Raw genomic sequence first — 13,649 nt, 5'->3', positions numbered from 1 at the left:
CCATTTGAAAAACATATTGTTATGGCGGCGTAGCTCAGCTGGCTAGAGCGTACGGTTCATACCCGTGAGGTCGGGGGTTCGATCCCCTCCGCCGCTACCATACATATCTGGAGGCTTAGCTCAGCTGGGAGAGCATCTGCCTTACAAGCAGAGGGTCGGGGGTTCGATCCCCTCAGCCTCCACCATGATATTTTCACTATTATTATACTATGCCGGTGTAGCTCAATTGGTAGAGCAACTGACTTGTAATCAGTAGGTTGGGGGTTCAAGTCCTCTCGCCGGCACCATGCGCGGAACTGTGGTGTAGAGGCCTAACATGCCTGCCTGTCACGCAGGAGATCGCGGGTTCGAATCCCGTCAGTTCCGCCATTTAATTTAAGCTTCAGGGATGAGAATCCGTAAAAGGGTTCGTCGGAGCATTGACGTCGATAGCATAAACTTCGCAGTCTCGAACGAAGTGAGAGTATCCCGTCAGTTCCGCCACTTAATTACTATGATAAGTTCAAGGTCATGGTACGGGAATAAAACTGAATTGATTTCCACAACTTAAAGTGGGAAGTGTTAAACTCCGCACTTTATTTTTTTGTTAATTACATAAGGCTCGGTAGCTCAGTCGGTAGAGCAGAGGACTGAAAATCCTCGTGTCGGCGGTTCGATTCCGTCCCGAGCCACCTTTTATGGAGGCTTAGCGAAGTGGCCAAACGCAGCAGACTGTAAATCTGTTCTCGTACGAGTTCGGTGGTTCGAATCCATCAGCCTCCACCAGTAAGAGCCATTAGCTCAGTTGGTAGAGCACCTGACTTTTAATCAGGGTGTCGAAGGTTCGAGTCCTTCATGGCTCATCAAAGTCGTCAACGATGTTGGCGGCTTTTTATTATTTTCAGTGATCTTATGCTCGCCCTTTCCTTTTTAAACCTCCCCCAACAAGGTTGCACTTCTGGTATCAACAGCCTCGCATCTCATCTTCTTGAGGTATCAAATTTATTATATGCCCGTAACTATTCAGTTAGGCAGAATCTATACTTAATATACTTAAGCTCCTCACGAACCCTTCGTTATTCCCGTTCCAGCTAAAACTGCAATCATGAAGGATGTCCTTGCGGCCGGTTGTTGTTGTACCGCATGATTATGCTAAAATAAGAAAAAACAATAAAGTGGTGGGAACAGCAATGGTGGAGAAGGATCTTATTGTTCAGACACTTGAGCAGGTGCTGGGTGTTTCGCTTGGCTATCGAATATTGGATGATCAGGAGAGCGAAGCTGTGCTTCAGGCTGTATCCGAGAAACAGAACAGGGATGCCGACCTTGACGAGGCTGCTGTTGCTCCGACTAACGGCGTTTACGACAATAACAAAGAGAATGAACTATGGATTCCACTCCATCTGCAGAAGCCCATTCCAGTGATTACGGCGCCAAGGGATGTGTTGACCCCCTCTGAGGTCGGATTAATGAAGTTGTGGTTATCCAGTCTTCAGGAGGACGGCCAAGCCCTTAAAGGCAAAGGTGCCGGAAAGGCGGATGAGGAACGCCAGGCCCGTCAGCTTGGAGATTGGTTGATGGAACAGGTCCGGGAAGGAGCGCTTCATGCAGCGCTTCCGGCAGAACTGCGGCAGCTCAGATTGAAGGAGAACATGGTTCCTTTTTTGCTGACCAATGAGAGTGAGAGCTCTGGGGTGACGGGATACAAGGCTCTTCAGCGCTTGCTGAAGAGCTACTTTGACGGAGAGGTCCTGCTCATTCCTCTGCAGCAGAAAGAATGGATGGTTCTGGCGAGTCAGGATCTGCTTGCCGGCGGCCTAGCGGATGAGAAAGAGGATTCAGCAGTGGAGGCAGACCAGGATCTGCTATCCCTATTCTGCATGGGATTGTACGAGCTAATCTCGACGGAGTGGGTTGGAGATTTTCACATCGCCGCCATTCCGCCCGTGGATGCGAGGCAAGGGCTGCCCTCGGTGCTTCATAAGCTGAGAGAAACGATGGCCATCGGGCGCGTCTTCCGTGTTAAGGAGCATATTCACTTGTCCACAGGTCTTCATCTTGAGCGCCTCATATTCAGCATCCCGGAAGCCCAGCGCAACCGGTTTTTGCAGGAATATGCCGCTTTGCATACGGAGCTGTTTGAGGATAGTGAGACGTTGTCTACACTGGAGTCGTTTTTTGAACTGGACTGTAACGTGAGCGAGACGGCTAAGCATCTTTATATCCACAGAAACACCTTGCTGTATCGGCTGGACAAGATTAAACAGGAGACCGGGCTTGATGTCCGGAGCTTCAGTGATGCAGTTCTGGTAAAAATGACATTGCTATTGTATAAAGTGACGAAAAGGAAATAGGTTTTTTGTGCAGATTGTGTATAGCAAGCCAGGAGCCTATAGGGTAATATAGAATTATCAAATGTATTCGATTTCATAACATTCCTATGAGGGGGCAAATGCACATGGCAGGTGTACGTTTAGAGCATATTTACAAGAAATACCCAGGTTCCGACAAACCAACCGTAGTTGACGTTAATCTTGATATTAAAGATAAAGAGTTTCTCGTATTGGTAGGACCTTCCGGTTGCGGTAAGTCCACTACGCTTCGGATGATTGCTGGACTGGAAGAGATTTCGGATGGAAAGCTGTACATCGGCGACCGCGTCGTGAATGACGTAGCACCGAAAGATCGCGACATCGCGATGGTATTCCAATCCTACGCCTTGTATCCGCACATGAACGTGTATCAAAACATGGCATTCGGTTTGAAACTCCGCAAAGTGAAAAAAGACGAAATCGACAAACGTGTACGTGAAGCAGCTAAAATCCTCGATATCGAGCATTTGCTGGATCGTAAGCCTAAGGCTCTGTCCGGCGGTCAGCGTCAGCGTGTCGCTTTGGGCCGTGCGATCGTCCGTGATCCTCAAGTGTTCTTGATGGACGAACCACTCTCCAACTTGGATGCGAAACTTCGTGGTCAGATGCGTGCGGAAATCACGAAGCTGGTTAAACGTCTTGAGACAACTTGTATCTACGTAACGCATGACCAGATCGAAGCGATGACGATGGGTGACCGGATCGTTGTTATGAAGGACGGCATTATTCAACAAGCCGCTTCTCCTGAAGAGCTGTATAACCACCCTGTAAATATGTTCGTTGCGGGCTTCATCGGATCCCCAACAATGAACTTTATTAACGGTACGTTGTCCGAGCAGGACGGAGGCGTATTCTTCACTTCCGAAGGCCTGAACGTACAAATTCCTGGTGGCAAAGCACAGCTGCTGAAGAATAAATCCTTGATCGGTAAAGAAGTTATTATGGGTCTTCGTCCTGAAGATATCCATGAAGAGCCAGTATTCCTGGAAGCTTCCCCGAACTCTGTGTTCAGCGCCAAAGTTGATGTAACCGAGAACCTGGGTCACGAAATGCTCCTGTACCTCAGCGGACTGGGCACGGATACAGTAATCGGTCGTGTGGACGGACGTTCCACTACACGCGAAGGCGACAATGTGAAGCTGGCGATCGATATGAACAAAGTTCATATCTTTGATAAAGAATCCGAGTTGAATGTACTGTTGGTTGACTAATTAGCGACCACTTTCGAAGAACCGTCCCTTTTGGGGGACGGTTTTCTTATTTTATTAAGGTAATATGCGGAATTATCCTTGCTGTGCCGAGGGGCTGCCCAAGCCGAGCGCGATTGCATTCGGGCTTTATTTCCTATAAGATAAGCAGAAACAGGCCTATATGAAGATACAAGTATGGAGTGATGAAGGTAATGAGCTTTGCGCTATGCGGTCGGCCTGATTCCAAGGTTTATGAATCTTGAGTATGATGCGGCATCAACACATGGTAAAATGAGGTGTAGCATCTTATTTTAATGATATCCAAATAAGGCAGCCGAGAACGAGCTCACTTACATAGCTTACATAGGCAGCATGATTATATGTGCAATTCAGGTACAATGATGCAGTACTTCAACGGGTTCCGCAGGCATACGAGGAACGCGACGGAAGCGAAAGTGCAGCAAACCAGGGCAGACTGCCAATACTAACTGCTACGGGAAGCTCACCGTCTACAATACAGCGGCAGAAAAGCAGAAGAAAAGGGGTAAGACCATGGCCAAAAAAGTAAAAGTGTCAGAGCTGGTACAGCAATTCCAGCTTGAGGTCATCTCAGGCGAGGAAGGTTTGAAACGGCAGATCACTACGGATGATTTGAATCGACCGGGTCTGGAAATGGCAGGGTATTTTGAATATCACCCACGCGAGAGAGTTCAGCTTCTGGGGCGGACAGAGCTGGCTTTTTTTGGGATGTTGAAGCCGGAGGAGCGCAAGGACCGGATGCGCAGACTGTGCACGGACGAGACGCCATGTATCGTGGTGACGCGTTCGCTGGAAGTGCCTCAGGAGCTGGTGGAGGTCAGCAACGAAAAAGGACTGCCTGTGCTTCGCAGCAGCATGGCAACGACGATTCTAACAAGCCGCTTTACGAGCTTTCTGGAGCGGAGACTGGCACCAACGACGACGATCCACGGCGTTCTATGTGATGTGTACGGCGTGGGTATGCTGATCACGGGAACCAGCGGTATCGGCAAAAGCGAGACCGCACTTGAACTGGTGAAGCGCGGACATCGGCTGATTGCTGACGATGCGGTCGAAATTCGCCAAACGTCAGATTTTCAGCTTCACGGGACCGCGCCTGAGCTGATTCGGCATCTGCTTGAGATTCGCGGGGTCGGCATTATTAATGTGATGACCTTGTTTGGTGCGGGCGCCGTGCGGAACAACAAGCGAATTACGCTGGTCGTCCGTCTGGAAGCGTGGCAGCAGGACAAACAGTATGATCGCCTGGGTCTGGACGAGGAAACAACACGCATCATAGATACGGATATCCCGTTGGTCACGATTCCGGTACGGCCAGGACGAAACCTTGCGGTCATCATTGAGGTAGCAGCGATGAACTACAGATTGAAGCAAATGGGACTGAATGCAGCATTACAGTTTACCAATAAACTGACGGCGACGATCGCCGAAGATATGGATGATTTGGATTAGGAGGTATTTCTAAATGTCATCACTGCTGATCAATCCGGTGGCGTTCTCCATCGGAACGCTGTCTGTTCACTGGTATGGGCTTATACTGGGACTCGGTGCGCTTGCAGGGCTTCTGCTGGCGATCCAGGAGGGAAAGCGATTCTCCATTCCCCAGGAATTCTTTATGGATCTGCTGTTGCTCGGCGTTCCCTCGGCTATCATCGGAGCGAGGATATATTATGTCGCCTTTAAATGGGAAGACTATCAGGACAATTTCCTGGATGTGTTCAAAATATGGGAGGGCGGCATTGCGATCTTTGGCGCGCTGATCGGTGCGATCATCTGCGCGGTCATCTACGTTCGCCGCAAAGGATATAACTTCTGGCGCATTGCAGATATTTGCGCCCCATCCCTGCTTGCCGGCCAGATTATTGGCCGCTGGGGTAATTTTGTCAATCAGGAAGCATACGGAGGCCCGGTAGAGGAATCCTTCCTGCGTGAGACGCTCCGACTGCCTGACTTCATTGTGAACCAAATGAATGTACAGGGCGTATTCCATCATCCAACCTTCCTGTATGAATCTTTGTGGAATGTGGTTGGTATTATTCTGATCTTTATTATCCGCAGACAAAAGTTCCTTCGGGCCGGAGAATTGTTTATCGGATATTTCATCTGGTATTCCATCGGTCGCTTCTTCATTGAAGCTGTCCGTACAGACAGTCTGGCATTCAGAGGCGCAAGCGGCCTGGCTGATTTCGTCAATGGACTGTGGAGCCCGATGACCTGGATGGGCTTTGAGCAAGGCTTTCTGGATCCTGCCTACGGCAACGTCCGTATATCGCAGCTCTTATCCATATTGTTCGTTGTCGTCGGGATTGCCCTGATTATCTTCCGCAGGGTAACAGGCAGAGCGAATGAGCGCTATCTGGATCCAATTGTATCAACCAAGGCGGACACCAGCACAGCACCAACGCCGGAAGCCGAATTGCGCAAGGGAGAGGCTGCACCATCCAAACCGCAGCAAACGACAGCTGCAGCTGAGCCGAATGAAGTGAGAGAGAGAACTAACATTAACCAGCCACCAGCGCAGCGTACCGAGGCTGGCAGGGAGGATACTCCGGATGTGAGCGAAAGCCTGGATTCGGAGGACAAAAAGGAGTAAATCAGCATGATTGAAACCGTACTGTTTGATTTGGACGGCACGATTATTGATACAAACGAACTGATCATCTCTTCTTTTATTCATGTGTTTGAACAGCGGGAATCAGGGCCGCTCACAAGGGAGCAGATTATTCCCCATATGGGCACGACGCTGGAGCATCAGCTGCAAGCTTTTTCGGGCGAGGAAGACGTGTCCCATTTCGTGAAGGCCTACCGCGCCTTCAACTCGGTGCATCATGATGAGATGGTCCGGCCGTTTCCGCATGTGAATGAAGTGGTGGAGCGGCTGCATGCGCACGGGCTTCGCCTCGGTGTGGTGACGACGAAGATTCGTCCGTCTACGATGATGACACTGGAGAAGTTCGGACTGGAGCCGTATATGTCGGCTGTTGTCACTGTGAACGATGTGGAGCATCCGAAGCCTCATCCAGAGCCTGTGCTGACCGCTGTGGAGCAGCTTGGATGTGATCCGGAGACAACTTTAATGATCGGGGACAGCCCGGTGGACATTCAGTCTGCCAAAGCAGCAGGCGTGAAGGCGGCGGCTGTCGCTTGGTCACTTAAGGGCGTGGACAAACTTCAGGAGTACGGACCGGACTATATCATCAACGATATGAGGGATCTGTACGACATTATCGGACTTCACAAGGAATAGAGGTTTTGACGGCATGGCCAGAAACGTAACCCGGCATCCGGTGGAAGGGCCTAATGCATTGTGGCAAATATACCGTACCGTGAGCCCCTTCAAAGGGGTCAAAAACTTTGTCTTCATCCAGATCGCCCGCTATTGTCCGGTGCTATCCGTTAAGAACTGGATATATCGACACATCCTTGGCATGAAGGTGGGCAAGCATGCGGCGTTTGGGCTCATGGTGATGGTGGATGTTTTTTTTCCCGAGAAGATTACGGTAGGCGATAATTCGATCATCGGATATAACACGACCATTCTTGCTCACGAGTACTTGATTAAGGAGTACCGTCTCGGTGACGTCATCATTGGAGAGAACGTGATGATTGGAGCGAATTCGACCATTCTGCCCGGGGTGACGATTGGAGACGGCGCCGTGGTGGCTGCCGGATCGGTTGTGCATAAGGACGTGGCTGCGGGCACATTTGTGGGCGGGAACCCGCTGCGGGTGCTGACGAAGGGCTCGGGAGATGAGCCCACCTAAGGCAATTCGTGGTCATAGGTTCCCATGCTGTCCGTTTTATAGTAGAATGAGGAAGGTAATAGGGAAAAATGCTAATGAGAGGTCCCCAGGCTTGACGAACAGTCCTGCGGGACTTTTAAGATTTTTTGGCAGGTATGCCCCGCTTCCTTGATTCTATACAAAAGGAGATTTTATTGGTATGAGCGGAAATTCCATAAAGAAGGAACGACTGCCGCACCTGGACATTTTTCGAGCGCTGGCGATTATAGGCGTTCTTCATGTTCATGCGACGTCGTTTGCTACGGTTGCTGCAACCGAATCGCGATTCTACTACATTATTAACTTTTTAAATATCTTTTTTAAGTATGGCACGCCTTCATTTATTTTCCTGAGCAGCTTTGTTCTGTTCTATAACTATATCGACAGGCCGCTGACGAAGGATTTGATCAAGAACTTCTACAAACGGCGGCTATTGTATATTCTGCTTCCGTATCTGCTGTTCTCGATCATTTATTTCTTTGTTCGCTTGTACCAGAACGGTTTGCTGAATAGCTCGCTTGATCTATGGGCTCAGATGCCGGTCTTTTTCGAACGGCTGGCTCGCGGTCAGAACTATACGCACTTATACTTTGTATTTATCAGCTTACAGTTCTATATACTGTTCCCGATATTCCTTAAGTTGTTCAAGTCGTCCCGGTTCTTGGTCCGGTGGGCGGTGCCGATTGGCTTCTTGCTGCAATGGGGCTTTATTATACTGAACAAGTATGAGTTCCAGATCACGTACAAGGGAAGTTTGTCGATCTCTTATATCGCCTATTACATGCTCGGCGCATATGTGGCCATGCATTATGATAAGTTCAAGGGATGGTTCAGTTCAACCTGGAAGCAGCAGAGCGCAAGGCAGAGGACGGTAACTGTCTTCATATGGCTGGGCTGGCTGGCGCTGGCGCTGGCGCATGTTCAGATATGGTACAACAACCGATTGTATAGCGCGAGATACGACTCCTTGCTGTATGAGCTGCTCTGGAATATGCACACCGTCTTCTCGGCGATCGTGCTGATGCAGTTGGCCAGCTGGCTCTATAACAGCGGCTGGAAGCGGATCGTTGCGCTGCTGACGCGCATCGGGGAGCTGTCGTTTGCGATCTATCTGGTGCATCCGCTGTGGCTGTTCCTCTACCGGGAATATGACCCTAAACTAAATCCGGTTACCGATGATTATCTGATCTGGATTTACGGCGGATTTATTACGGCGCTGCTTGTCAGCGGGGTCGTTGTCCAATTGCTGATGAGATGGGTGCCGGGGGTTTGGGTGCTGCTCGGCAGCGTGCCGCGCTCCCTCAAGCCGGCGCCTCGGACTCGGGCGGATCGGAAAGACACCGTGGCCGGAGATGGCAAGAAGTCGGTGGATCTGTAACTCATTTGCTCCAATAATCAACACAGGGCAGGTCTCATCATGATGAGGCCTGCCTGTTATTATGCAAGCTGTTCGCTGGTGCGAGCAGCTTTTTGGCGTAGGTTCGGATTTTCTGCAAAGAAGCAAAAAAGGTGCCGAAAATGATAATATTACTAGTGTGGCTTTGTTCGTTGTAGTTCAAGATTACAGGGGGTAATGAACGTTTGTAGGCCGTGATGCCGTGCCATTGACGGATGTAAGCTTTGTATGTTAATATATCGAATATCCTTTAATTTGTTAGCAAATTAGCGCTTTAACGCAATGAAGATATAGAGGTGGTGTAGTATGTCTAAACCGAAAGGCTTCGAAAAACCAGCCGGTGTCCGGGATTACCTCCCGCACGCGGTTGCCAAGCTGCGCCGGATTGAACGAGAAGTTCTTGCGTGTATGGACCGCTGGGGCTACCGGCAGATCATGACACCTACGATGGAATATTATGATACGGTGGGCGTGGCAAGCTCGACGTCGGATCAGAAATTGTTTAAATTGTTGAATAACAGAGGCACCACGATGGTCCTCCGTTCGGATATGACGTCGCCGATTGCGCGCGTTGTATCTTCGCTGTTGAAGGAGGAGCCACTGCCAATACGCTTGTCCTACCATGCCAATGTATTCCGGGCGATTGAAGAAGAAGCCGGCCGCGAGTCGGAGTTTTTTCAGACTGGGGTGGAGCTTGTCGGGGACGATTCCCCGGAGGCGGATGCCGAGGTGATCGCTCTGGCCATCGAGTCATTGAAGGCGGCCGGTGTCGCCAGGTTCAAAATCGCAATGGGCCATATGGGCTTCCTGAACGGCCTTCTGCAGGAGGTGCTTCCGGAGCGGGCCGAGGACCAGGGCAGCCTGAAGCAGGATCTGTTAAACCGGGATTATGTGGGCTATCGAGGTACCATTGAGCGGCTGAATCTGCCCGAAGAACAGGCGGGCAAGCTGGATGGCGTGCTGAAGCTTCGCGGCGGCCGCGAAGCCCTTAAACATGCGCAATCGCTGAGCGGCAATACACTGGCTCAGAGCTCCATTCGCCATCTGGGCAAGGTGCTTGAAGTGCTGGATGCGTATGAGGTGTCTGAGCATGTCATGATCGACCTGACAATGATTGGCGATTTCTCTTATTACACGGGTATGATCTTTGAGGGCTATGCTGCCGAGCTGGGCTCTCCGGTGGCAAGCGGGGGGCGCTATGACAAGCTGCTGCGGCAGTTTGGGCGTGCAGTGCCTTCAACTGGCTTTGCCTTGAAGACGAATCGCATACTGGACGGCGTATCCGGAACCGATATTCCGGAGGAGCGGCCAATTCTCGTGCAGTATACGCCAGCCTTCCGCAAGGAAGGGCTGCAGAAGGCAACAGAGCTGCGTGCCCAAGGTTATATTGCGGTAACCTCTGTTATAGAGGAGAACGACCATAGCGAGGTGGCTGGTCAGGATGAACATCAACCGCCGGCTGCGGGTAAACTGCTCAATAAAGGTTATCAGGAAATTATTACTTTCAAATAGATGAGTGTGAATGGACGATATACAGGGAGGAGGATGCATGATGGCGGAAGTGTTGAAGGTTGCCATGCCTAAAGGGCGTATCTATAAAAAAGCATCTGCGCTGTTCCGCGCTGCGGGTCTCCCGATTCCACTGGATGTGGATGAGACGCGCAAGCTGGTCATTCCCCTGCCTGAGGCGGGGATGGAGTTCATCTTGGCCAAGCCGGTGGACGTTCCGACCTATGTCGAGTATGGAGTAGCTGATATTGGCATCGTCGGCAAAGATGTGCTGATGGAGGAGAAGAAGGACGTGTATGAGCTCCTTGATCTGGGCATTGCCCGTTGCCGGATGTCCGTCATTGCACTGCCGGATTGGACGCCGGGCATACGTCAGCGGGTAGCAACCAAGTATCCGAATGTTGCCTCGCAATATTTTCGTGAACAGGGACAGCAGGTCGAGGTCGTTAAGCTGAACGGTTCAATTGAGCTAGCGCCGCTGATCGGACTTGCAGATCGGATTGTCGATATGGTGGAGACCGGGCAGACCTTGCGCGAGAATGGGCTGGTTGAACTGAACAGCATCTTCGAGATTACGAGCCGGCTCATTGCCAATCGGGTCAGTTATCGGATGAAGAATGCGGAAATCCAGCAGCTATGCGACCGATTGCAGCAGGTGATTAACGCAGGGGCACAGCTCTAGTAGCAAACGGATAGCATGCTGATGCTACAGCTAGGGATTGTCCCAACGAAGCTAGCATCGGATGGGAAGAGAGCGGCACGATGTGCTGATATTATGAAATATCGCTTGCAGAGCATATAAGGTCTGAACTTCAGGAGGTGTTGAAGGTGAGAGTGGTATCTGCGCGTGACTTTCAGTCGAAGCGCGAGAATGATTACGGGACACCTGAGCAGAATGAAACGGTAAAAAGCATCGTGAACAGCGTACGAGCCGAAGGGGATATCGCACTGCTGCGGTATACCGAGCAGCTGGATCGCGTCAAGCTGGAGGCGTCCGGACTGCGCGTAACCGAGGCCGAAATGCAGGCCGCTTATGAGCGGGTAGAGCCGTCCTTTGTGACGGCGATCCGGGCGGCGGCAGACCGGATTCGCGCTTATCATGATAAGCAGAAGCGCCAATCCTGGATGGATTTTCAGGCGGACGGGAGCATCCTCGGCCAGATCATTCGCCCGCTTCGGCGGGTCGGTGTGTACGTGCCAGGGGGGAAAGCAGCCTACCCCTCCTCCGTGCTGATGAACGTGATTCCCGCGCAGGTAGCGGGTGTGCCGGAGATCGTCATGGTGACTCCGCCGGCTAGCGGAGGAGAGATGGGCATTAACCCGTACATTCTGGTCGCCGCAGCCGAGGCTGGTGTCACGGAGATGTACCGGGTTGGCGGTGCCCAGGCGATTGCCGCACTTGCCTACGGAACGGAGACCATCCAGCCGGTGGATAAAATATGCGGGCCGGGCAATATCTATGTGGCGCTTGCCAAACGAGAGGTATATGGGGCCGTTAATATTGACAGTCTCGCAGGACCAAGCGAAATCGCAGTGCTGGCGGAAGAAGGGGCGGACCCTTCGTACATAGCTGCCGATCTGCTGTCCCAAGCCGAGCATGACGAGATGGCTTCCGCTATTCTGGTCACGCCGTCCCTCAGTCTGGCGGAGGCCGTGTCAGCCGAGGTGGAGCGACAGCTGGAGCTGCTGCCGCGCCGTGACATTGCCAGGGCTTCGATGGATTCTTACGGAGCAGCGGTCGTGACCGATTCGCTGACGGATGCGATTGATATCATCAATCGGCTCGCGCCAGAGCATCTGGAGATTGTAACGAAGGAGCCGATGGCGATTGTCGGTCAGATTGAGAATGCCGGAGCGATCTTCCTGGGGCCATACAGCTCCGAGCCTGTCGGGGATTATTTTGCCGGTCCGAACCATATTATTCCGACGAATGGCACGGCCCGATTTGCTTCACCTGTGGATGTGGACGATTTTATTAAGAAATCGAGCTTGATCTATTACAGCAAGGAAGCGCTGCTTCGCGACGGTGAGACGATCATGGAGCTGGCCCGGCGCGAAGGGCTGGAAGGACACGCCCGTGCCATCGGCATTCGGCTGGATCAAGAGCGAAATACAGGGGGGACAACGAAGTGAGCAGTTATGAGACAAGCGGTCGCACAGCCAGTGTAAGCCGCAAGACCAATGAAACCGACATTACATTAAAATTCAACGTGGATGGAACCGGCGTTTCCAACCTGGAGACGGACGTTCCGTTCCTGAATCATATGCTGGATCTGTTCACCAAGCACGGTCATTTCGATCTCCACGTACAAGCCAAGGGAGATATCGAGATTGATGACCATCATACCGTTGAAGATATCGGAATTTGCCTCGGGCAGACGATCCGCGAAGCGCTTGGGGACAAAAAGGGAATCAAACGCTATGCGAGCGTCTTTGTGCCGATGGATGAGGCGCTGGCGCAGGTTGTTATTGATATGAGCAACCGGCCGCATTTTGAATATCGTGCCGAGTACCCTTCGGGGCAGGTAGGCTCCTTCGATACGGAGCTTGTGCACGAGTTTCTGTGGAAGCTGGCTCTGGAAGCCCGGATGACGCTGCACGTCATTGTCCATTACGGACAGAATACACATCATATGATCGAAGCGGTGTTCAAGGCGCTCGGACGGGCGCTCGATGAAGCCACCAGCATAGATCCGCGTGTGACGGGAGTTCCTTCAACGAAGGGAGTGCTGTAAACGATGGCGATTGCGATCGTAGATTACGGGATGGGTAATCTGCACAGCGTAAGCAAAGCGGTGGAACGCCTCGGGGACGAGCCGCTTGTGACCGGGAAGCGGGAGGAGATTCTCGCAGCGGATGGCATTATTTTGCCGGGAGTCGGCGCATTCGGCGATGCGATGGAGCAGCTTCGTGCCACGTCGCTGGATAAGGTCATGAAGGAGGCGGCCGAGCTTGGAAAGCCGTTGCTGGGCATATGCCTTGGCATGCAGCTGCTCTTTAGCAAGAGCGAGGAGCATGGTCACCACGAGGGGCTGAGCATACTGCCCGGTCAGGTGGTTCGCTTTGAGAGCGGAGCGTACAAGGTGCCGCATATGGGATGGAACAGCCTGACGTTTACGAAGCCGGAGCATCCGCTGTTTGCAGGGCTTCAGGAAGGGCATGTGTATTTTGTCCACTCTTATCATGTTCTGCCTGACCAATCATCCGATTTGCTTGCCGTGACGGACTACGGCCGTCCGGTAACAGCGATTGTCGGTCGCGGCAATGTGCACGGGATGCAGTTTCATCCGGAGAAGAGCGGGGAGCTGGGCATGAGTCTGCTGCGCAATTTCCTTGCGCTGACGAGGTAGAAACGAGACAATGCGTAGGGGACGTGAGCGGT

12 protein-coding genes and 7 tRNA genes are annotated in these 13,649 nt (G+C 51.8%); all 19 read left to right on the top strand.

Translation table 11 applies throughout. The features are described 5' to 3' along the window. Positions 1-23 precede the first annotated feature (23 nt). The 19 genes from CHH75_RS23105 (at position 24) to hisH (ending at position 13,617) form a co-directional block, all read left to right on the top strand. Positions 24-100: transfer RNA gene (locus CHH75_RS23105), tRNA-Met, on the top strand. Between the two features lie 9 nt (positions 101-109). After that, positions 110-185: transfer RNA gene (locus CHH75_RS23100), tRNA-Val, on the top strand. A 26-nt stretch (positions 186-211) separates the two neighbouring features. Next, positions 212-287 (top strand) — tRNA-Thr (locus CHH75_RS23095). A 5-nt stretch (positions 288-292) separates the two neighbouring features. Next, positions 293-369 (top strand) — tRNA-Asp (locus tag CHH75_RS23090). Positions 370-598: 229 nt separating this feature from the next. Next, positions 599-671 (top strand) — tRNA-Phe (locus tag CHH75_RS23085). A gap of 8 nt (positions 672-679) precedes the next feature. Next, positions 680-765: transfer RNA gene (locus tag CHH75_RS23080), tRNA-Tyr, on the top strand. A 4-nt stretch (positions 766-769) separates the two neighbouring features. Next, positions 770-842: transfer RNA gene (locus tag CHH75_RS23075), tRNA-Lys, on the top strand. A 315-nt stretch (positions 843-1,157) separates the two neighbouring features. Then, positions 1,158-2,333, top strand: a complete 1,176-nt coding sequence (locus CHH75_RS23070; protein ID WP_244908312.1) for a PucR family transcriptional regulator — start codon at positions 1,158-1,160, stop codon at positions 2,331-2,333. A 104-nt stretch (positions 2,334-2,437) separates the two neighbouring features. Continuing rightward, positions 2,438-3,562 carry an ABC transporter ATP-binding protein gene (locus tag CHH75_RS23065; RefSeq protein ID WP_095267812.1) on the top strand — a complete coding sequence of 375 codons (1,125 nt, stop codon included), beginning with the start codon at positions 2,438-2,440 and terminating at the stop codon, positions 3,560-3,562. A 531-nt stretch (positions 3,563-4,093) separates the two neighbouring features. After that, positions 4,094-5,032, top strand: coding sequence for an HPr(Ser) kinase/phosphatase (gene hprK / locus CHH75_RS23060; RefSeq protein ID WP_095267813.1), 939 nt, complete (start codon positions 4,094-4,096; stop codon positions 5,030-5,032). A gap of 13 nt (positions 5,033-5,045) precedes the next feature. Then, the gene (gene lgt / locus CHH75_RS23055; protein WP_095267814.1) at positions 5,046-6,173 is read left to right on the top strand and encodes a prolipoprotein diacylglyceryl transferase; all 1,128 of its coding nucleotides are present in this window, start codon (positions 5,046-5,048) and stop codon (positions 6,171-6,173) included. 6 nt (positions 6,174-6,179) lie between these two features. Next, a complete protein-coding gene (gene ppaX, locus CHH75_RS23050) occupies positions 6,180-6,827 on the top strand; it encodes a pyrophosphatase PpaX (RefSeq protein WP_095267815.1) in 648 nt (215 codons plus the stop codon). A gap of 13 nt (positions 6,828-6,840) precedes the next feature. Next, entirely contained in the window at positions 6,841-7,344 is a 504-nt protein-coding gene (locus CHH75_RS23045) for an acyltransferase (RefSeq protein ID WP_095267816.1), read from the top strand. A gap of 178 nt (positions 7,345-7,522) precedes the next feature. After that, on the top strand, positions 7,523-8,740 hold the full coding sequence (locus tag CHH75_RS23040; protein ID WP_095267817.1) for an acyltransferase: 1,218 nt from the start codon (positions 7,523-7,525) through the stop codon (positions 8,738-8,740). Between the two features lie 324 nt (positions 8,741-9,064). Then, positions 9,065-10,270, top strand: coding sequence for an ATP phosphoribosyltransferase regulatory subunit (locus CHH75_RS23035; RefSeq protein WP_095399250.1), 1,206 nt, complete (start codon positions 9,065-9,067; stop codon positions 10,268-10,270). Between the two features lie 40 nt (positions 10,271-10,310). Next, positions 10,311-10,949 carry an ATP phosphoribosyltransferase gene (gene hisG, locus CHH75_RS23030; protein ID WP_095267819.1) on the top strand — a complete coding sequence of 213 codons (639 nt, stop codon included), beginning with the start codon at positions 10,311-10,313 and terminating at the stop codon, positions 10,947-10,949. A gap of 146 nt (positions 10,950-11,095) precedes the next feature. Then, positions 11,096-12,400, top strand: coding sequence for a histidinol dehydrogenase (hisD, locus tag CHH75_RS23025; protein WP_095399249.1), 1,305 nt, complete (start codon positions 11,096-11,098; stop codon positions 12,398-12,400). After that, positions 12,397-13,002, top strand: a complete 606-nt coding sequence (gene hisB / locus CHH75_RS23020) for an imidazoleglycerol-phosphate dehydratase HisB (RefSeq protein ID WP_095399248.1) — start codon at positions 12,397-12,399, stop codon at positions 13,000-13,002. Before hisD ends, hisB begins: the two co-directional genes overlap by 4 nt. A 3-nt stretch (positions 13,003-13,005) precedes the next feature. Continuing rightward, entirely contained in the window at positions 13,006-13,617 is a 612-nt protein-coding gene (gene hisH, locus CHH75_RS23015) for an imidazole glycerol phosphate synthase subunit HisH (RefSeq protein WP_095267822.1), read from the top strand. Positions 13,618-13,649: the final 32 nt, after the last annotated feature.

The organism is Paenibacillus sp. 7541, from assembly GCF_002276395.1.
Taxonomy (GTDB): Bacteria; Bacillota; Bacilli; order Paenibacillales; family Paenibacillaceae; genus Paenibacillus_AQ; species Paenibacillus_AQ campinasensis.
The sequence above is the reverse complement of the archived record's forward strand: the minus strand, read 5'-3'. Positions and strand labels throughout refer to the sequence as shown.